Source organism: Niabella sp. ZPM-14 (assembly GCF_055693045.2).
This window is the reverse complement of record NZ_CM181148.1, coordinates 840,093-861,208: the sequence shown is the minus strand read 5'-3', so window position 1 is coordinate 861,208 and position 21,116 is coordinate 840,093. Positions and strand designations below refer to the sequence as shown.

The 21,116-nt window shown below is 46.5% G+C and carries 13 protein-coding genes; 11 read left to right on the top strand and 2 right to left on the bottom strand.

Annotated features, from left to right (window positions below; translation table 11 throughout):
* Positions 1–16: 16 nt before the first annotated feature.
* The 3 genes from ACU37H_RS03540 to ACU37H_RS03530 all read left to right on the top strand — a co-directional run bounded on the left by ACU37H_RS03540 (position 17) and on the right by ACU37H_RS03530 (position 3,632).
* On the top strand, positions 17–1,429 hold the full coding sequence (locus tag ACU37H_RS03540) for a sulfatase family protein (RefSeq protein ID WP_472702985.1): 1,413 nt from the start codon (positions 17–19) through the stop codon (positions 1,427–1,429).
* A gap of 47 nt (positions 1,430–1,476) precedes the next feature.
* Positions 1,477–3,153, top strand: coding sequence for an arylsulfatase (locus tag ACU37H_RS03535; RefSeq protein WP_472702984.1), 1,677 nt, complete (start codon positions 1,477–1,479; stop codon positions 3,151–3,153).
* 275 nt (positions 3,154–3,428) lie between these two features.
* On the top strand, positions 3,429–3,632 hold the full coding sequence (locus ACU37H_RS03530) for a hypothetical protein (protein WP_472702983.1): 204 nt from the start codon (positions 3,429–3,431) through the stop codon (positions 3,630–3,632).
* Positions 3,633–3,746: 114 nt separating this feature from the next.
* On the opposite strand, the gene ACU37H_RS03525 is transcribed toward ACU37H_RS03530, so the two are convergent.
* Together ACU37H_RS03525 and ACU37H_RS03520 are read right to left on the bottom strand one after the other, a co-directional pair.
* Positions 3,747–4,520: a response regulator gene (locus ACU37H_RS03525; protein ID WP_472702982.1), complete on the bottom strand. Its 774-nt coding sequence runs from the start codon at positions 4,518–4,520 to the stop codon at positions 3,747–3,749.
* Entirely contained in the window at positions 4,510–7,530 is a 3,021-nt protein-coding gene (locus ACU37H_RS03520) for a ligand-binding sensor domain-containing protein (protein ID WP_494407583.1), read from the bottom strand. Before ACU37H_RS03520 ends, ACU37H_RS03525 begins: the two co-directional genes overlap by 11 nt.
* 278 nt (positions 7,531–7,808) lie before the next feature.
* Between ACU37H_RS03520 and ACU37H_RS03515 the strand changes: the two genes are divergently transcribed.
* From ACU37H_RS03515 to ACU37H_RS03480, 8 genes are all read left to right on the top strand, one after another.
* On the top strand, positions 7,809–10,853 hold the full coding sequence (locus tag ACU37H_RS03515) for a SusC/RagA family TonB-linked outer membrane protein (RefSeq protein WP_472702981.1): 3,045 nt from the start codon (positions 7,809–7,811) through the stop codon (positions 10,851–10,853).
* A 51-nt stretch (positions 10,854–10,904) separates the two neighbouring features.
* Positions 10,905–12,431: a RagB/SusD family nutrient uptake outer membrane protein gene (locus tag ACU37H_RS03510; protein WP_472702980.1), complete on the top strand. Its 1,527-nt coding sequence runs from the start codon at positions 10,905–10,907 to the stop codon at positions 12,429–12,431.
* A gap of 40 nt (positions 12,432–12,471) precedes the next feature.
* Complete coding sequence (locus ACU37H_RS03505) at positions 12,472–13,686, top strand: sialidase family protein (protein ID WP_472702979.1); 1,215 nt, start codon at positions 12,472–12,474, stop codon at positions 13,684–13,686.
* A gap of 30 nt (positions 13,687–13,716) precedes the next feature.
* On the top strand, positions 13,717–14,715 hold the full coding sequence (locus ACU37H_RS03500) for a glycoside hydrolase family 43 protein (RefSeq protein WP_472702978.1): 999 nt from the start codon (positions 13,717–13,719) through the stop codon (positions 14,713–14,715).
* A gap of 14 nt (positions 14,716–14,729) precedes the next feature.
* Positions 14,730–16,580, top strand: a complete 1,851-nt coding sequence (locus tag ACU37H_RS03495) for a glycoside hydrolase family 2 protein (protein ID WP_472702977.1) — start codon at positions 14,730–14,732, stop codon at positions 16,578–16,580.
* A gap of 84 nt (positions 16,581–16,664) precedes the next feature.
* Positions 16,665–18,734, top strand: coding sequence for a beta-L-arabinofuranosidase domain-containing protein (locus tag ACU37H_RS03490; protein WP_472702976.1), 2,070 nt, complete (start codon positions 16,665–16,667; stop codon positions 18,732–18,734).
* A gap of 30 nt (positions 18,735–18,764) precedes the next feature.
* The gene (locus ACU37H_RS03485; RefSeq protein ID WP_472702975.1) at positions 18,765–19,931 is read left to right on the top strand and encodes a glycoside hydrolase 5 family protein; all 1,167 of its coding nucleotides are present in this window, start codon (positions 18,765–18,767) and stop codon (positions 19,929–19,931) included.
* A gap of 130 nt (positions 19,932–20,061) precedes the next feature.
* Positions 20,062–21,021 (top strand): glycoside hydrolase family 43 protein, encoded by a 960-nt coding sequence (locus tag ACU37H_RS03480; protein ID WP_472702974.1) that lies wholly within the window; start codon positions 20,062–20,064, stop codon positions 21,019–21,021.
* Positions 21,022–21,116: the final 95 nt, after the last annotated feature.

Here is a 21,116-nt window from a genome sequence, read left to right as displayed (position 1 = left end):
AAAAGTAATCGCTGTTATGAAAAGGTGTCTGAAAATAGTTATTGTTGCTACGTTTGCTCTGATCATGAATCAACCGGCATCCGCGCAGGCAGATCAAAAGCAGCCCAATATTGTATTCATTATGGGCGACGATCTTACGATGCGCGACCTGGAGCCTTATGGAAGCACCCAGGTGCGCACGCCTAACCTGGCGCGACTGGCCAAGGAAGGAATGTGCTTTGACAACATGTTCAACGTGGTGCCTATTTGCGCACCCACGCGGCAGACATTGTTAACAGGTCTCGGCCCGGTGCGTAACGGCGCCTATCCGAACCACAGTATCATCTACGATGGCATTAAGACCTTGCCGGTTTATCTGCAGGATCTTGGCTACCGCACGGCTCTGATCGGGAAAAAACATTTTGGTCCGTTGCCTGCTTATCCCTTCGAATTTTTGGGAGGCCGCGATCATGATAACGGTAAAGGACAAGACGTCGATCTCAGCAAAGCAGAAGACTACATACGCGCATCCGGGGATCAACCCTTCTTCCTGATGTTTACCAGCAACCAGCCACATGCTCCCTGGAACCGCGGCAACCGCAGCCTCTATGATCCGGCAAAGATCAAACTAGCACCTAACATGATCGATACGAAGATGACCCGGGAAGATATGGCCGATTATTTTGCAGAGATCACTTATCTCGATAGTCTCGTGGGATATTGCCTGGACATCATCGAGCGGTCCGGTAAGAAAGAAAATACTATTATTATGTTTGCCTCTGAACAGGGCAACTCATTTCCTTTTTCCAAATGGACCTTGTATGACCAGGGGTTGCGCTCAGGATTCATCGTACGCTGGCCGGGAAAGGTACAGCCGGATACGAGAAACAAGGCAATGGTGCAATACACCGATATACTACCAACGCTGATCGATATTGCCGGTGGACAACCTGCCTCGGTCAACACCGGCTCTACAGATGGTTTGGGGCGCACGGGCTTTGACGGAGCAAGCTTCAGGGAAGTGCTGACGGGCAAAAGAAAGGACATGCGTCAATACGTGTTTGGCGTCAACACCACCCGAGGTATTATCAATGGCAGTGAAGCCTATGCCAACCGCTCCATCAGGAATGGTCAATATCTGTACATCCATAACCTGAATTTCGAAAACGCATTCTCGAATGTGGTGACTTCCTCAGCCTTATTTAAGCAATGGACAAAGGCAAATGCTTCTAGGGCTAAGTTGTATGTCACAAGGCCTGAAGAAGAGCTGTATGACGTGGTGAAGGACCCCTGGCAGCTCAACAACCTGGCTGCTCAGGCGGCGTATCAGCAGGTGAAACAGGATTTGTCAGCGAAGCTTGCGGCGTTTATGAAGCAACAAGGGGATAAGGGCGTGGCTACAGAAATGCAGGCGTTGACCCGCCAACCCAAACACGCCGCTAATGACTAAATGATCCGCTGTTAGAAAAACGTATACAAGCAGTAATAAAAGTAAATATGATGAAGCAATATTTCATAATCGGTTTTCTGGCCCTTTCTACCTGGTGTTCAGCCGACCCCGGCAAACCCATCAAAGACAAGCGGCCTAATATTATTTTGATCCTCGCGGATGACCTCGGCTATTCTGATCTCGGTTGCTATGGCGGCGAAATCAATACGCCTAACCTGGATAAGATTGCGGGCAATGGCATCCGGTTTACGCAGTTTTACAATATATCAAGATGTTGTCCCACTCGTGCGTCTCTATTAACCGGGTTGTACAATCACGATGCGGGCATAGGCGATATGACCACGCAGAAGGACGATCAGGCTTATAAAGGGCACATTGGTACTGATGCGGTAACGATTGCCGAAGTATTGAAAGATGCAGGATATCGCACTGCCATGACCGGCAAATGGCATGTGTCCAATACATTGACGCAGCCTACCAAAGAAGGGCAGTTGCGCTGGTTGAGCCACCAGGAGCAGCATCCTTTATTTTCCCCGATCGAGCAATACCCCACCAACCGTGGGTTTGAAAAATATTTTGGAACCATCTGGGGTGTTGTCGATTTCTTTGACCCGTTCAGCCTTGTAGAAGGCACAGAGCCTGTAAAAGAGGTGCCCGAAAATTATTATCATACAGACGCGATCAATGATAAAGCGGCAGGGTACATCCGGGAAATGGCGAAAGGTGATCAGCCGTTCTTTTTGTATGTCGCACAAAATGCGCCTCACTGGCCGCTTCACGCGTTGCCGGAGGATATTGAAAAATATAAGAACACGTACACCAAAGGATGGGAGGCGATCCGTGAAGCACGCTATGCCCGGATGGCAAAAATGGGCCTGATCGATCCCAAAGTGACGAAGCTCTCTCCCAGGCATCCCGGAGAGATCGATTGGATCAATAACCCGAATAAAGAATGGGATGCAAGAGCGATGGCCGTTCATGCAGCGATGATCGACCGCATGGACCAGGGTATCGGACGCATGCTCGCGGCGCTGAAAGAAACCGGCGAGCTGGACAATACCATCATTGTATTTTTAAGTGATAACGGTGCGAGCGCAGAGCTTTGTGAGCGCTATGGTCCCGGCTTCGACCGGCCGGGCGCTACGAGAACTGGCCAGCCTATTGCCTACAACACAGATAAAAGTGTGCTGCCCGGTCCGCAAACAACTTATTTTTCCATCGGCCCCGATTGGGCAAATGTGGCTAACACACCTTTCCGTCTCTGGAAATCGCAATCAACAGAAGGAGGAATTCACACACCGATGATCGTTTCCTGGCCTGCAGGAATTAAACAAAAAGGAAGCATCAACAAAGAAAGGGTAGGGCATGTGATGGACTTTATGGCCACTTTTGTGGAGCTGGCCAATGCTACTTATCCCAAAGAATATAAGGGCAATAAGATCCTTCCATTGGAAGGTCGCAGTTTCGCCAATGTGCTGAATGGCAAAAAAGATACCGGGCATCCGATCCTGTTCAATGAACATGAGGGCGCTAAATATGTCAGAGAAGGCAGTTGGAAATTAGTCATGACACAGGGCCAGAAAAAATGGAGTTTATACGACCTGGCCCAGGACCCGACAGAATTGAAAGATCTCGCCTCGCAATTCCCCGAGAAAGTTACTGCACTTTCAAAAAGCTGGGACGACTGGGCGCGGGAACATCATGTTCTTCCCAAACCAAGATAGAGAACTATTTATTATAACCGGGCATGATCCTAAAACGATCATGCTTTTTTTGTTGTTAAATGGTTGGAATCGATTCGTAGCCGTGGTTCTACATTGCGACAATTATTCCCCGCTTCATTCGATAAAGGATAATGGTCAGACAGAATGTTATTGTCGTAAACGATTTATTTATAGGTAAATACAGATTTGTTTGATCAGCCTGCATTTCGCATGTCCTGCGTCGGTATGAAATTTGGCAACTTAGTTTAACTCTTTTAAAATTCAATTTATTTTTTATGAAAAAACTAATGATCGTAATGGCCGCAGCTTTTTTTATCAGTTGTAATAACAATGCAGAAACAGATCAGTCTATGGAAGACAGCACAACCTATCCTGAAACGGACATGAACAGCGGGGCTGTGATGGACAGCACACAACAGAACAACATGAACGACACTTCTACCTGGGAAGGCGCTGCCAACGATTCGGTTGGGAAATAACCATCGCAGGAACTAAAAGGTTGCCGCGCACTTTGGGATGCGGATAATGATCAGGGCCACAGCTCCGAAGGCTGCTTTGCCTTGTTCATTTTTTTGCGATATACCCTGTGCCGGCTATTTGATTTGCTGCTGGTATTCCGATGGTGTCAGTTTGAACTGTTTCTGAAAATTACGGCCAAATTGAGTGAGAGAGTGATAGCCTACACGCTCTGCAATGTCGCTCAGCGCAAGCACTTTGGTGTTCATCAGCTCCACCGCTTTTTTAAGTCTTGAAATGTTGATCATTTCATTCGGAGAAAGATTGGATATCGATTTTACCTTTCTGTACAAGGTAGGTCGGCTCATATTCATGGCGACTGCAAGATGTTCTACATCCAACTGATCGTTTGCAATATTGTCGATAATACATTGATTCAGCCGCTCCAGGAATTCTTCATCCGTTTTCGTGTGCGCCATACTCTTGATATGCGTCAGAGGTGAATTCGCAAAGTAATCCTTCAGCTTATTCCTGTTAGATAACAAGCTGGCGACCTGTGCCGCCAGGTGTTCCGGGGAAAATGGTTTTTCAATATAGGCATCTGCTCCCTGGTTCAGGCCCTGGATCTTCGATTGCAACGTGTTCTTGGCGGTCAGGAGCACAACGGGTATGTGACTCAGCTCATAGTCCGATTTGATTTTTTCGCAGAGTTCAAACCCATCCATTTCAGGCATCATCACATCGCTGATCACCAGCTGGATCACTTCCTCCCGCAATACGGTCAATGCCTCAATTCCATCCTGGGCGGTAAAGATCGTATACAGCTCATTCAGATCGTCCTTTAAAAAATCGAGAATATCTTCATGGTCATCGACGATCAATATTGCCGGCTTATTACTGTTATGCTCCATTTGATTTTTTTTCTAAAGGCAATGTAAATACAAAATTATTCAGATCATTGTCCGTGGTCATATACAAAGATCCTCCCTGTAACTCCGCTAAGGAACGTGCAAGCGGTAATCCGATACCGGTTCCCGTGATCTTATCCGTTTGCTTAGACCGGAAAAAAGGTTGAAATATTTTTTCGCTCAGCGCCTCAGGTATCAGGGGGCCGTCATTACTAATGATAATATGAGCAAAACCGTTTTCATGATCCCGCATGTGAACCCATGTACTGGTTTTGCCATACTTAGTCGCATTGTCCAGTAAGTTATTGATGATCTTGGTGAACGCTTCTTCATCTATCTTACAGTAAAGCGCCTCTGTTGAATCGATTGCCATGTTGAGACCTTTGCTTTCGCCAAAAGGTAAGAAACCAATCCAGATATTTTTCACCAGTTGAGTGATTTCTTTTTCTTCGAGTGTCAGTGTGTAGGCGCCGGCTTCAACCCGTCTGAAATCCAGCAGTTGGTTTGTCAGCTCTGTCAACCGGTCTGTGTTCTTATTCATTGCCAGCAAATATTTCTCCTGCTGCGGCGTCAGCACTGCGCTGCGCATCAGCTTTTCCATCGGTGCTTTGATCAGGGTAAGTGGTGTGCGGATCTCGTGCGCTACATTCGTAAAGAAATCGATTTTAGAGTTGAACATTTCCTGTTCTTTTGATCTTTCGAACAATTCCATCCGGCGCTGTTGTTTAAACAGTTGCCGGTTGTGATAGAACATAATGGCGGCATAGATACCCATGATCGAAAGGATGCCGTATAAAATGTAGGCCCAGTGCGAGCTCCACCAGGGCGGCAATATCTTAATACGAAGCACCCGTTCGTTCGCTGCCCACTCGCCATCACTGTCTGTAGACCGGACAAAGAAAGTATAGATGCCTGGAGATAAATTGGTGAAGTACACTCTTCGGTTGGTTTTGATATAATTCCAGTCGGGGTCCATACCATCCAGCCGGTAGGCATATTGGATGGTTTTAGGTGAGGTGTAGTTGAGCGCTGCAAAGTCAATGCTGATCGATGATTGCGTGTAGCCAAGCGTGAGCTCGCTCGTATTCAGAATAGAAGAGGTCAATGGTCCATCCGAGGTTATTTCCAGCTCTTCATTGTTTACCTGGACATTAGTGATATAGAGCGGAGGAACGACTTTAGCGCTGCTGTTGATCTGCAGGGGATTAAACCGGATGAGCCCTTTTGCACTGCCAAAGTACATTAGTCCCTTTTTATCTTTAAAGGCCGATGAGTAGTTGAACTGGTCGCTCAGCAGGCCGGTCGATTGTGTGAAAGTGCTCGTGGCGCCGGTTTTCATGTTTAATCTTACCAGGCCTTTAGACGTGGTGATCCAGATAAACCCGGTATCATCTTCAATCGCACTATAAATGAGATTGCTGGGTAGGCCGGTTGATGTAGTGTACAATTTTGTTTGCAATGTCTTTGGGTGGATCTCGTATAATCCATCTTCTGTACAGACCAGTAAGGATTGTTCGCTGGTGACATAGAGATTCGTAATGCGGTTTTCGCTCAACCGCTCCCTTTGCCCGTAGGTTATTTTCAGGTGCCCCGCTTTCCCGATCCGGGGGTTGTAAAAGTAAACACCGCTCTTAAAGGTTCCCGCCCAGATGTTGCCGCTGGAGTCTTCTGTTATGGCTGAGAAAAAGTTGTTGGAGGGCAAAAAATCGAGCGGGGTAAAGTTCTGCTCTTTTTTGTTATAAAGATACAATCCGTTGGAAGTGCCTACATAGATGCGGCCTGCCTTGCTTTTGTACAAAGAATGTATGAAATTACTTTTAAGATCAAACGGGCCGCTGCCGTAAGAAAAATGCCGGACAACGCGCCTGCTTGCAATGTCCATAATGTCCAGCCCATGTTCAAAAGTGCCGATCCATAATTGGCCATCATTCACCAGCAACCCATGTATGTTGGTATGTGCAAGGCCGCTGCGGCCATCTTCCGGCGTGTAGTTGCTGAAGCGGCCTGTTCGCGGATCATAGGCGCTCAAGCCGGCGTCTTCCGTGCCGATCCAGATATTTCCATTGTGATCTTCTGTGATCTCCCTGACCGCATTTCCCTTCAGCGAGTTTTCATTCGGAGTATAAAAAAACTTTTCAAATTCTATTTTCTGACGGGGAAAATAATTGACACCGCCGAAGTACGTACAGGCCCAGATGCCGCCATCTTTATCCTTTGCAAATGCATACACCGCGTTATCTGATAGGGCAAAAGGATTAACGGGGTTTTTCACCAGGTGCAAAACGTCGTCTTTCGATAAATCGTAGATATAAATGCCTTTCTCTGTCGCGATCCAATATTCTTCCTCCGTTCGCTCAATTATGTCACGGATGTAAATATCTGTCTCGTCACCCTTGTAAAGGAGAAGGTCTTCATAGGATTGCTTTTCGATGTTAAACTTTTTAAGGCCCTGATTGGACGTACCGATAAATAAGAAACCTAAACCCGAGTCATAAATTTTTTCGATCCAGCTGGATGATGAAGGCCGCGAGTGGTTGAATACAGAGAAAACGCTGAACTCTTTCCTTTGGTCGTGGTAGGTCGCGATATTACCATCTATGGTACCTACCCAGACGTTACCATTATCTGTGCGGCTAACGGTAGTGCAGAAGTGCAGGTAGTCTGGTTTGTTGTGAAGGATCAGTTGTTGCTGCTTTGGAAGGTATTGGTACAGTTTAAACCCGGCAACAAACCAGAGATTGCCATGCTTATCAGAAGTAATACCACTGATTTCGCTGCGGGGCGAACCTTTTAAAAGCGTGAAACGCTCTGTTGTGGCATCATAGGCATATAAACCTCTCTCGGTACCGACCCAAAGAAGATGTTGATCGTCTTCATATAAGCGCCAGATCGAGTTATTGCCGATGCTTGAGCTGTCATTCGGGTCGTTTCGGTATACCTTGAAGCTATAGCCATCAAAACGATTCAACCCATCTTTCGTGCCAAACCATAGAAAGCCCTTTTTGTCTTGCAAAGTGCATATAGAAGTATTATTAGACAATCCGTCTTCCACCTGGTAGTGACGGAAATGGTACTGTTGTGCGTATGAATCACAGCACCAACCGAGTAGCCATATCAATAATAAAAATCTCTGCAAGGCAACACCTATCGGGCTTTTAAATACCTGAAAATATTGCGAATATATAGATTGAGACAAATTGTAGAAACAATGAGACGAATTATTGTTAACAAAAAGTTGGCTTATGATAATTTAGCGGTGTACTTCTTTTTACAAAAATAAACGATTGTCATATGGAATTGGAACAATTGCTATGGACCAGCTCGTCTTGTGGGCATCGCGCCAGACCAGGAGCTAATACTTTTCTCAAAAAACTTACCGCTGTTTTTTGTACATTTTTCTTTATCAGTTCGGTGATGGCCCAATCTACCATAACCGGAAAGGTTACGAATGAAAAACAAGAGCCATTGTCGGGCGTGAGTGTGGCGGTTAGTGGAACCACATCGGCCACCGTTACGGATCCGCAGGGTAGCTATTCAATCAGCGCAGACACTGGTCAGACCATAGTCTTTTCATTCGTTGGATATGCCTCGCAGGAGATTCAGGTTGGTGACCAGCAGGAAATAAATGTGCAATTACAGGTTTCTGCCATTGACCTGGGTGAAGTGGTCGTGGTGGGATATGGAACACAGCAGCGGAAAGATCTGACCGGTGCCGTCTCTGTAGTGAAAGCCTCTGATGTAAAAAAGAGGCAGGCTACCAGCGTGGCTGAAGCAATGCAGGGGCTTGCGACTGGTATAAAGGTCAGAGGAGGCGGACAACCTGGCTCCGAGGCCCAGATACAGATACGAGGCCTGAAAAACGTCTCGGGAACCAACCCTTTGTATGTGATTGACGGAATGATAACCACTGCGAACAGAGATTTCAACTCTAACGATATTGAGTCTATTCAGATTTTAAAAGACGCTTCTGCCGCAGCCATATACGGTTCCCGTGCTGCAAACGGTGTGATCATCATCACTACTAAAAAAGGAAAGGAGGGCCCGATGAAGATCGACTTCTCCGCGAAGTCTGGGATTCAGGTTATGCCCCGGTATGATGTTGCCGGTACCGAAGAATTTAAGCGGCTGAATTATATGGCCTACGATAACGCGGGTGTGCCCAGGCAGAAACTGGATACGGCCATCAATACCAACTGGCAGGACGAGGCTTTCAGGACAGGTGCGATCAACGATCTGAACCTGTCGTTTTCCGGCGGTGGTAAAAACGGGTCTTATCTGACCTCTCTTGGCTATTTTGGAAACAAGGGTACGGTGATCAGCACAGGTTTTGACCGGTTTAGCTTCAGAGTCAACTCGCAGGGGTCTAAAGGTATTTTCAGTATCGGCGAAAACATTGCTATTACAAACGCAAAAACGGATGAAATGGGCGGAAATCCTATTTTGGATGTAGTTCGCTTGTTGCCTACGATCCCGGTTTATAATGCTGCCAATCCGGGAGGTTTCGGCTATGGAGACGAATCGAAGGCGCGTACGTTTGGAACGAACCCGGTTGCCATTGCCAACCTGATAGCACAAACAAATGAAAATCTGAGGTTGCGGGGGAATATCTGGTCTGAGCTGAAATTTACAGATTGGCTGAAATACAGGCTGAACCTGGGATACGAAACGAGCAGGGATCATTACAAATTTTTCAGGAAGCCGGGCAACTGGACGCTAAACCAGGCTTATGAGCCATCGATTGCTAATGAAAACCGCGCAGAGTCTGTGACAAAGCTGATCGAAAATACCATGACGTTCAAGGATAAATTTTCCAGGCACGATATATCGGTTATTGTTGGCCAGTCTTTTCAACAAGATGATTATGCACAGATATGGGGACAAAAAAGAGAAATCTTAAGCAATTCGTCTGGATACTATTATGATGTGTTGGATCAGGGTGTGGATGCACAATTAGGCGGGTATAGAAACAGAGCGGTGTTGCTGTCTTATTTTGGCCGGGCAGAGTATTCATATGACGACAAGTATTTGATCAATGCCGTGGTAAGGCGTGATGGCTCTTCCCGGTTAGGGACCGGGTTGAAATGGGGCAACTTTCCTTCTGTATCGGCAGCATGGCGTATCAGTAAAGAAGCCTTCTTCAATGCCAACTGGATCGATGATCTGAAAATAAGAGCCAACTATGGTACATTGGGAAGTTCTAATATCGGTTATTATGAATCGCTTGCGTTCATTAACACTTTAACGACTATTGCAATGGGCACCGATCAGCAGAAACAACTGGCCGCTACTCAGGTTAGGCTGGCGAATGCTGACTTGAGATGGGAGACATTAAGGCAGCAAAACTATGGTTTTGATCTCTCCGTGCTGAATAATAAACTTTCGGTTTCTGCTGAATACTTTATTGCCCGGACTTCCGATGTGTTATTCGAATCGCCTATTCTTATGACTACCGGGCACGACGGGGATGCTCCAAGGGCCAATGCTTTAACGTTAGAAAACAAAGGGTTTGAATTTTCAGCCAGCTATCGAAATAATGATAATCCTTTTGGGTATTATGTTACGGCTAACCTCACAACGCTTAAAAATAAAGTCCTTGAACTGGGGTATGGAAGAAATGAGCTCTACGTGGGAAACACAGTTACCAAGCTGGGTGAACCCATTGGTATGTGGTATGTTTTACAGACTGATGGATTGTTCCAGTCTCAGGATGAGGTCAATAATTATAAGAACGCCGATGGCAAAGTGATCCAGCCAAATGCAAAAGCGGGTGACATACGCTTCAGAGATAACAATGGAGACGGGCAAATAACCAATGCTGATAAGACGGTAGTGGCAAGCCCCTGGCCGAAGCTGGAGCTGGGCTTGAACACGGGTGCTACCTATAAAAACTTTGAGTTTAATATGGACTGGTTTGGTTCTTTCGGCGCTACTGTTTTCAACGGGCCGAGGAGCGTAATGGACCGGTTTGATGATAACTCTAACTATCGCGCGGGTATTCAGCCATGGACGCCGGAAAATCCGAACACAGATATACCCCGTGCCTATTACGGATCTACACTTAATTCCAGAGGTGATACGGAACGATGGTTGGAGAACGGCACCTTTTTTCGGTTGAAGTTTTTGAGTGTTGCTTACAACCTGCCGGAAGGACTCCTGAAAAAGGCCGGCTTCTCGAATGCACAGGTATCCCTGAGCGGACAGAACATCATCACCTTTACAAAATACTCCGGGTTAGATCCTGAGTTCAGTAATGGAAGTGTATTTGAAAAAGGCTATGATTTCGGGGCTTACCCCAATCTGAAAACGTACTCAATAGGATTACAGCTCGGATTTTAATTTGAAGGTGACCAAAAAAACGCAGTGCGCCGCAAACAAAAATATAAACAGATGAAAAAGATTATCGCAATATTAATACTTACAGCAGGCTTTACTACAGCTTGCAATAAGAGCTTGCTGGATCAAACCAATCCTAACACGCTCACAGTAGACGAATTCTGGAAATCGGAAGTAGACGCGCAAAAAGGTGTAAACGCCATATACGCCATGTTTTACCAGGACGGCACCTGGGCAAGGTGGATGTATTTCAGGCTCGATCTGACTTCTGACGAAGGGTTTAGTAAAAGTCCCTGGATCGAGTTAGCGGATTGGACAAGGTTTCAATATGTCAACTATAACTTCTGGGAAGGAAATGGTTGGACGTGGCGAGACACTTATAAGGCTATCTTCAGGTGTAACCAGGTGCTAAAATATGTTCCGGATATATCATTCAGCGACGAAACTAAAAAGCAACATATATTAGCACAGGCAAAATTCCTGCGTGGTTTTTATTACTACTATGCCGCTTTGCTTTGGGAGAAAATACCAATTGTACTTGAGCCGCCTGTAGATCCGGGAGAGCAGCCCAAGGAGAACACATTAGCCGAAGTATGGAATCAGGTAGAGACAGACCTGAAAGATGCGTTGACCGATCTGCCTGTGAAATGGGAAGGAGCGGATTTGGGTCGGCCTACCAAAGGAGCTGCCTATGCTATGTTGGCAAGAACTTATATGCAACAACGCAAATGGACTGAAGCCAAAACAGCCCTTGACTATTTTTTCACCGGGGAAGGTAAAGATCTGTATGATCTGGTGGACTTTAAAGAAAATTTTCGGGCTACCCAGGAAAATAACAAGGAATCGGTTTTTGAGATCCAGCATTCCAGCGAGAACACAGGCGGAGACGGAGATTTTGTTGACAACAACATGGGGTCTAACCGGGCTCAGTTTTTTGCGCCACGCGGAATTGGCTGGAGTGACGGTCAGGCAAGATATTGGCTCGTGACAGAATTTAAAAAAGAGAAAACAACCGATAATCAAATTGACCCGCGCCTGAGGTATTCCCTTTTTTACCCTGCTCTTGAAGCGGACTTCGGGGACAAGGTATATGGACGGTCATGGGAATGGAATGCCGACGAGGCATGGTTTAAAAAGTATTCCAGAGATTATTACCGGACCAATGAAGACTATTTTAATGAGATCAATATTCGTTTAATCAGATTTGCAGATGTCTTGTTAATGTATGCAGAGGTGCTTAATGAATTGGGCCAGACCTCAGAGGCTTACACTTATGTGAACAGAGTGAGGGCACGTTCCAAAATGGCGCCGCTCGCGACGGCTTATCCCGCTATCGGCACCAACAAGGACTTGTTTCGCAACAGGTTGAAGATCGAGAGATCATTGGAGCTCTGCGGAGAAAGTGTAAGATGGGCAGATTTAAAGCGTTGGGGTGATCTGGAAACACAGGAAAAAGTGAATGCAGTGGCGCAACGCGACCCGGATTTCAACAACTTTGTAGTGGGTAAAAATATACGGCTCCCGATTCCTTTGACCGAAGATCTGAATAACCCGAATCTCGAACAAAACCCCGGTTATTAATCTACGGTCCGGATCACGCTGTATTAAAATGGCATGGAACATGATGAACATTTCTCCTTTGCACAAGAGTTATTTTAAAAAACTGTTCACGATATGTGTGTTGCTACACTATTTTACCGGTGCTATCAGTTGTTCAAAAGCTACTAATAGCCAGGTTAGTGACACAATATCCCCCAGTGAAACCCAACCCGGAACAATACAATGGGATAAAAGCACGCTCGTCAAAGTGGCTGCTCCCGCGGGTGGGAACGGTTACGCAGGGTATGCCCGACTTGTACCTCTTAGCAGTTCCGAGCTGTTATGCGTTTATGAGAGTGGCGGTTCGGTATGGCAGACAAGAAGCCATGATAACGGCACTACCTGGGGCAGTGCAGCGATAATTGCTGAAAAGGAAAATGGTATCAATATGGCGGTTCCGGATATTCTGAAATTAAAGAACGGCCAGCTTTTGCTGATGTACAACCCGCGACCATATGATATATCTCCGTCACGGCATTTTGGTATTCGTGTAAAAATAAGTGCTGATAACGGAACGTCCTGGCAAGCGGGGCGTGAGATCTACAAAGCCGGTTACCAGTTTGAAAATGGTTGTTGGGAGCCATGCGCTATTCAGTTGCCCAATGGAGAGATACAACTCTTCTTCGCAAATGAAGGGGTGTATACCAGCTCAGACGAACAGAATATTTCGATGCTGTCATCTTCAGATAACGGGATTGCCTGGAGTACTGTACCGAAGATGATAAGTTTCAGGTCAGGGAAGAGAGATGGAATGCCGGTTCCCATATTGTTGAAGGGCAACCAGCAAATTGCAGTCGCTATAGAAGATAACGGTTTCGATAATTTTAAGCCTTACATTATTACAAACAGTGTCGAAGAAAACTGGAATAAACCGGTATTGGCAGCATCCGACAAGCGGATCTACGCACTGAAAGAAGCGCTTGATAATAAAATTTATGCCGGCGCGCCTTATCTGAGACAGTTGTCATCCGGCGAAACCATCCTGTCTTACCAGGGTACGGAAAACCGGCCCGCCAATTCACTGAATGATGCAACGATGAAAGTCGTAGTTGGCGACCAGGCCGCAACCAACTTTACCGCTAAAACGGAACCTTTTCAGATACCTGCCGGCAAGTCTGGTTTATGGAATAGTATTTCAGTTCTGGAAGATGACACAATCGTTGCGTTGACAAGCACCAATGCTTATAGCAATGGTGCGGTAGAGGTTTGGATGATCAAAGGTCGGTTGGTAAAGTAATAGCAGCAGGTCCTTTAAAAAATCAGGTTAATGAAATTGAAAAGCGAACGTACTATTTTTTTAATCATTTTATTGTTGCATACGTTTCTCGCTTACTCGCAGAAACGGCCTGCCATTAATACTGATTTTCCTGATCCTACCGTTATCCGGGCAGATGATAAATATTATGCCTACGCCACGAACACCGAGAAAGACGGGATGGTGTTAAACGTTCAGGTGGCAGTATCTGAAGATCTCAAGGATTGGCGGATCATTGGAGACGCTATGCCTGCAAGACCTTCATGGGCCTCTTCAGACTTTTGGGCGCCTCATGTCATTTTTAATGAGTCGCTTAAAGAATATGTGTTGTTTTTCTCAGCACAAACAAAAGATACTGCGGAGGGGATGGGGATTGGCGTCGCATTTTCGAAAACGCCCGGGGGGCCTTACATGCCGCGACCTACACCGTTACTATCAGATACCGGTTTTGTAGCGATTGATGCGATGGTTATAAAAGATGCACGCTCCGATAAATATTTTATGACCTGGGGATCGGGATTTCAATCTATTAAAATAAGGCAGTTGACCGACTCGATGACAAGCTTTCAGCCAGGATCATCCGAGGTCGCTATTATGCCTGTCGGACAGGAACCTCAATATACCAGATTGGTGGAAGGTGCCTGGATCGATTATAATGATGGCTTTTATTATCTATATTATTCAGGAGATAACTGTTGTGGTGAAACAGCCAATTATGCGGTTTTGGTAGCGCGCTCCCCATCAATAACCGGACCTTATATGAGGATGGGTGTAGCCAATAAAACCAACAGTAGTGTGCTTCTTGCCCAAAACACCATGTTGAAAGCTCCTGGCCACAATTCAATAATTACGGACAAATATGGAAAAAAGTGGATCGCCTACCATGCTATACCCATCGAGGCCTTTGAGAAGAGGCGTTATGGAAGGCTGATGTATATAGACCGAATCGAGTACAAAAACGGATGGCCGATTTTATACGAAACATATAGTAAAAAGAAAACAGAAAAGTGATAATTATGTCAAGAATGTTTAAACAAACAATGTCGCTGACCTGTGTTGCGCTTGCTCTTGGACTCATTTCCTCAGCACAACAATGGAAGCTCGTCGAGGGAAAGATCATGACCCAATGGGCGGCAGAAATCAACCCGGCCCAGCCGCTGCCGGAATATCCACGCCCGCAGTTAAGGCGCGCCGGTTGGCAAAATCTGAATGGCCTGTGGGAATATGCCATCACGGCATCGACACAACAGAACATCCCCACAGCGTTCGATGGTAAGATCCTTGTTCCTTACCCTGTAGAGTCTGCTTTATCTGGTGTCGGTAAGACCGTCGGCAAAGACCAGTTGTTGTGGTACAAAACTACTGCCACCATCAGCAAACCTAAAGCTGACCAGGTGTTGCTGCATTTTGGAGCAGTCGACTGGCAATGCGATCTGTATGTAAACGGCCAGAAAGTAGGACGGCATGAAGGAGGCTTCGATCCGTTTTCATTCAACATCACCAACTATTTGAAGAAAGGGAAGAAACAGGACATTGCTTTGCGCGTATGGGACCCGACTGATGAAGGTCCGCAGCCCCGGGGAAAGCAGGTGAAGAGTCCCGAAGGTATCTGGTATACACCCGTGACCGGTATCTGGCAAACGGTTTGGACCGAAGTGGTGCCGGCGACGCATATTGTAACAACAAAACATACGCCTGATGTTGATAGCAAGCTCATAAAAGTGAAAGCTGATCTGGAACAGGCCCGTGCAGGCGATATTGTAAAGTTCGTAGCGTTCGACGGCAACCAGCAAATTGGTGAAGCTACGTTGCCTTCGGGCGTAGAAGGGGATATTGCGATCTCCAACCCAAAATTATGGTCGCCGGAAGCACCTCACCTGTACCGGTTAAATATCTACTTGTACAGGGGTGCTAAACAAATTGATTACGCTGAAAGCTATTTTGCGATGCGTAAATCATCCCTACAGAAAGACGCTGCCGGCATCAATCGGCTGGCATTGAACAACAAGATATCCTTTCAGTATGGTCCGCTCGACCAGGGATGGTGGCCTGACGGACTGTTTACGGCTCCGACGGATAAAGCGCTTTTGTTTGATATTGTGAAGACCAAAGAAATGGGCTTTAACATGATCCGCAAACACATTAAGCTGGAACCCGCGAGGTGGTACTATTACTGTGACAGCGTCGGGATCATGGTTTGGCAGGATATGCCCAGTGGTGATCTGGGTGGCAACCGTTGGGATATGAGACCCGGTCAAATCTCGGGTTATAACCGTGATAAGGAAAGAAGCGCCGAATCTGAAGCCTATTACCGGAAGGAATGGAAAGCCATCATGGACGCTGCGCATAACTTCCCGTCGATCGTCGTGTGGGTGCCTTTTAACGAAGCGTGGGGACAATTCAAAACGAAAGAGATCACAGAGTGGACGATGCAATATGATCCTTCGCGCCTGGTCAACAGCGCGAGCGGTGGTAACTTCTTCTATACCGGTAACATATTGGATATCCATAATTATCCCGATCCTAATATGCCGGATCCTTCCGTCTTCGGAAACATAGATCAAGCGCTGGTGTTAGGGGAGTTTGGTGGTTTAGGCCTTCCGGTTGACGGACACACCTGGCAGGATAAAAACAACTGGGGATACCAGAGTTTTAAAAACAAGACCGAGCTCATGCAGCGATACAGCAAAATGATGGACGACCTGAAAAAATTGATTCCATTGGGCCTTTCAGCGGCCGTATATACACAAACGACGGATGTAGAAGTGGAGACAAACGGTATTTTAACTTACGACCGGAAAGTGATCAAAATGCCCGAGGCGCAGCTGAAGCAATTACATCAGGCGCTGTATGACGAGAATGAAAAAGTAAAATAAGAACCAACCGGGCCGCTGCGATTTTGATCTTTTATCAAAGCGTTTGGGACCCGGCTCTCGATATTTAAAGCATTAATGAGACACATGATCCGACCTGCGCTTCTTAAAAAGCTCGTTTGCGTTTGTCCCGCATTCTTAGCACTTTCCTTATCGGGCATAGTAAATGCCCAGCAAATGGAAGTGACCAACGTTATGCGTCCTGATAATAGTGGAACCAATAGTTTTTACGTGTCCAATAAGAAACCGTTGCAGCCCTTGTATTTGCTGAAGTTGCCGGTGGGTACTATTCAGCCCAAAGGCTGGCTGGCGAAGTATCTCGAGCTACAGCGTAACGGGTTGACCGGTCACCTGGGCGAAATAAGCGCCTGGCTGGCGAAAAAGGACAATGCCTGGCTAAGTAAAGACGGCAGCGGCGATCACGGCTGGGAAGAAGTGCCTTATTGGTTGAAAGGCTATGCCAACCTGGGCTATATTTTAAAGGATCCGAAGATCATCGGGGAGTCGAAGATATGGCTGAACGCTGCACTTAACAGTCAGCGCGAGGACGGATACTTTGGTCCGATGATCGAAAAAGATGGGAAACCTGATCTATGGGGCAATATGATCATGCTTTGGTGCCTGCAGTCCTATTATGAATATAGCCAGGATCAGCGGGTGCTGCCTTTTATGGAAAAATACTTTCGTTGGCAATCCCGTCTTCCGGACAGCCTGCTGCTCGAAGATTATTGGGAAAACAGCCGCGGTGGCGACAATATACTGAGCGTGTATTGGCTCTACAACCGCACCCAAGGCAATGAATGGTTATTGGAACTGGCGGAGAAACTTCATCGGAATACCGCTAACTGGCGAAAGCCAACGAGCCTGCCCAACTGGCATAACGTCAATATTGCACAATGTTTCCGGGAACCTGCTACTTATTACCTCCAAAGTGGTAATGATGCCGATCTCACGGCTACCTATAATGTATTTCATTTGATACGAGACCGTTATGGTAATGTGCCAGGGGGTATGTTTGGGGCCGATGAAAATGCGCGAAAAGGATATACCGATCCGCGCCAGGGCGTAGAAACCTGTGGGATGGTAGAGCAAATGGCATCCAATGAAATCCTGGCTGGTATCACCGGAGATCCTTTCTGGATGGACCACACAGAGAACGTTGCTTTTAATACATACCCGGCCGCGGTCATGCCTGACTTCAAAGCACTGCGCTATATCACCAGTCCCAACATGTCGATCAGCGATAGCAAAAATCATCATCCGGGGATAGATAACCGGGGACCTTTTCTGATGATGAATCCTTTTAGCTCGCGCTGCTGTCAGCATAATCATGCGCAGGGATGGCCTTATTATTCAGAACATGTCTTTATGGCTACGCCCGATAATGGTTTGGCCGCCATGTTGTATTGCGAGGCCGTGGTCAAAGCCAAAGTGGGCAAGGGCGCTGAGGTGAGCATTACATCGAAAGGACATTATCCATTTGATGAAGTCACGAGCTTTACCATGTCGATGAAGGAGGATGCGTCGTTCCCTTTTTATTTAAGGGTACCTGCCTGGTGCAACAAAGCCCGGGTAAAAATAAATGGCACTCCGGTAAACCTCGAAGCAGCACCGTCGTCATACATCCGGATCAACAGGGTCTGGAAAAACGGAGATAACATAACACTTGAGTTGCCCATGAACATTGAAGTGGAACAATGGACGGCCAATAAAAATAGTATTAGTGTGAACAGGGGGCCACTCACTTATTCGCTCAAAATAAAAGAACAATATGTGAAGGCCGATAGCAAGAAGTCGGCAATCGGCGATTCCAAATGGCAGGAGACTGCAGATGCCACAAAATGGCCTTCTTACGAGATCCTGCCTGCCTCGGCATGGAACTACGGCTTGTACTATAACGGTGAAGATCCGGATCAGTTTTTCCAGGTCCAAAAACGAAACTGGCCTGCTGATGACTTCCCTTTCACTACGGCGAATGTCCCGCTTTCCATTAAGGCCAAAGGAAAATTGATCCCATCCTGGAAAGTCGACCAGTATGGTCTTACAGACACGTTGCCTCAGAGCCCGGTATCTACGGCGGCCAAAGTGGAGACGATTGAACTGATCCCCATGGGCGCGGCAAGATTGCGCATCAGCGCATTCCCCGTTGTTAAATAGAAAATGATTTAGAACTAATAAACAGAGATTATGTTGAACAAAAAATGGATGCTGGCGCTGATCGTGATGGTTAGCCTTGTTTGGTCTTGCAACACCAGCGAAAACAAATCAGGAAATAAGGAAGCATCGTCGGATAGTACGGCGACCAGAGCGATCTGGACATCTGAAAAAGCTAACGAATGGTATAGCGGCCAGCCCTGGTATGTGGGCGCTAATTTTCTGCCCAGCTCGGCGATCAACCAGTTAGAGATGTGGCAGGCAGAAACTTTTGACACGGCCACCATTGAAAAAGAATTTGCGCTTGCCGAATCTATCGGCATGAATATCATGCGCATTTATCTGCACGACCTTGTCTGGCAAAATGATGAGCAGGGCTTTTATGACCGGATGGATAAGGTTCTGGAGATTGCAGACAAGCATGGTATTAAAGTATTGTTCACGATTTTCGATTCCTGCTGGGATCCTTTTCCCAAGGCAGGTAAGCAGCGCGAGCCTCAACCATTTGTTCACAATTCAGGCTGGGTACAAAGTCCCGGACAAGTGGTGCTGAAAGATTCCACAAAGTACCCGATGATGGAACAATACGTGAAGGCTGTTGTCGGACGGTTCGCCAATGATAAAAGAATCGTTTTATGGGATGTCTGGAACGAACCCGATAACATGACCGGCGCTTCCTACGAAAAAGTAGAAACACCAGATAAAGTGAAATTGGTATTGCCCTTGCTGGAAAAAACATTCGAGTGGGCAAGGTCCGCCAATCCAAGCCAGCCTTTGACTTCAGGTGTATGGGCAGGTAATTGGGAAAGCGACAGTACCTTGAAACCGCTGGAAAGATTGCAGCTCACGCAGTCTGACGTAATATCCTTCCACTGTTATGATGATTCTGCTACGCTGTCTAAAAAGATCCAGCAGCTCAAGCGCTACAATAAGCCCATGTTCTGCACCGAGTACATGGCAAGGCCCAATGGAAGCACGTTCCAGAGCTCATTGCCCGTGGCCAAAGAAAATAAAGTGGCAATGGTCAACTGGGGTTTTGTAGATGGAAAATCACAAACGATCTATCCATGGGACAGCTGGACGAAGAAGTATACATCTGAGCCGCCGTTGTGGTTTCATGATATATTCAGGAAAGATGGTACGCCTTACAAACAGGAAGAAGTTGATTTCATCAAAACGATGACAGGAGGCGGTAGTTGATGGTTGATGGTCAATAGGCAATAAGCAATAGGCAATAAGCAATGGGCAATAAGCAATAGACAATAAGCACTTTACTTACTCATTATTCATCACTCAACATCATTAGTTATTATTCACTACTCATTCCTCCATGAAGCATATCATATTCCTATCAATACTCGCAGTGTTGCAGTTGGCTACCACATCAGCCTGGGCGCAAACAGGCGAGCCGAAGAATCCTTTGCTGGCAGACCCGACGATCTTTTATGATAACGGCCGGTATTATATGTATGGCACAGGCGGTGGCAATAAAGACGCGGGTTTCAAAGTGTTTACCTCCAGCAATCTTCAAACCTGGGAAGACAAAGGCATGGCTCTGAAGAAAGAGAACAACTATGGGTCTAAAGGGTTTTGGGCGCCGCAGGTGTTTAAGCATGCAGGTAAATATTATATGGCTTACACGGCCAGCGAGCACATCGCGATAGCTACTGCTGATAGCCCTGTGGGACCATTTAAGCAGGCATCGAAAGTGCCAATCGACAGCAACAACCGCATGATCGATCCTTTTGTATGGATGGATCCATCCGGCAAGATATACCTCTATCACGTGAGACTGCAACAAGGGAACAGGATCTTTGTGGCGGAAATGAATCAGGATCTTTCATCGATTAAAAATGAGAGCTTAAAAGAATGCATTGTAGCCGCAGACGGCTGGGAAGATACGCAGCAGGTGAAGTGGAAAGTGGCAGAAGGCCCGACCATACTGCATCACAAGGGGTATTATTATCTGATCTACTCAGCTAATGACTTCAGGAACCCGGATTATGCGGTTGGATACGCTGTTGCTAAAAATCCGGCAGGACCGTGGAAGAAGTTTGGCGGCAATCCTATTATATCTACCAAAAATATAGGAGAAAACGGAACGGGTCACGGCGATGTATTTATCGATCAGCATAACAATTTATGGTATGTTTTCCATACCCATTATAGCAATGCATCAGTGGCCCCTCGTAAAACCGCAGTGATCGGTATCCGGTTCGAACAGCAGAAAGGCCAGCCGGATAAGATAGTCACTATCCCAGGCACGTTCAAATTTTTAGAGAAGAACTAGCCTGTTTATTAAACCTTTGCCGCCCGGGAGTATCTAAGGCGTGCAATAACAATATCAAAAAGAACCGGTTGACATTCCGGCATCCTGACTAAAGA

Bases quoted from the DNA above. Each gene is read 5' to 3' on its own strand.
- ACU37H_RS03540 (WP_472702985.1), top strand. From the start codon at position 17: ATGAAAAGGTGTCTGAAAATAGTTATTGTTGCTACGTTTGCTCTGATC.
- ACU37H_RS03535 (WP_472702984.1), top strand. From the start codon at position 1,477: ATGATGAAGCAATATTTCATAATCGGTTTTCTGGCCCTTTCTACCTGG.
- ACU37H_RS03530 (WP_472702983.1), top strand. From the start codon at position 3,429: ATGAAAAAACTAATGATCGTAATGGCCGCAGCTTTTTTTATCAGTTGT.
- ACU37H_RS03525 (WP_472702982.1), bottom strand. From the start codon at position 4,520: ATGGAGCATAACAGTAATAAGCCGGCAATATTGATCGTCGATGACCAT.
- ACU37H_RS03515 (WP_472702981.1), top strand. From the start codon at position 7,809: ATGGAATTGGAACAATTGCTATGGACCAGCTCGTCTTGTGGGCATCGC.
- ACU37H_RS03510 (WP_472702980.1), top strand. From the start codon at position 10,905: ATGAAAAAGATTATCGCAATATTAATACTTACAGCAGGCTTTACTACA.
- ACU37H_RS03505 (WP_472702979.1), top strand. From the start codon at position 12,472: ATGATGAACATTTCTCCTTTGCACAAGAGTTATTTTAAAAAACTGTTC.
- ACU37H_RS03500 (WP_472702978.1), top strand. From the start codon at position 13,717: ATGAAATTGAAAAGCGAACGTACTATTTTTTTAATCATTTTATTGTTG.
- ACU37H_RS03495 (WP_472702977.1), top strand. From the start codon at position 14,730: ATGTTTAAACAAACAATGTCGCTGACCTGTGTTGCGCTTGCTCTTGGA.
- ACU37H_RS03490 (WP_472702976.1), top strand. From the start codon at position 16,665: ATGATCCGACCTGCGCTTCTTAAAAAGCTCGTTTGCGTTTGTCCCGCA.
- ACU37H_RS03485 (WP_472702975.1), top strand. From the start codon at position 18,765: ATGTTGAACAAAAAATGGATGCTGGCGCTGATCGTGATGGTTAGCCTT.
- ACU37H_RS03480 (WP_472702974.1), top strand. From the start codon at position 20,062: ATGAAGCATATCATATTCCTATCAATACTCGCAGTGTTGCAGTTGGCT.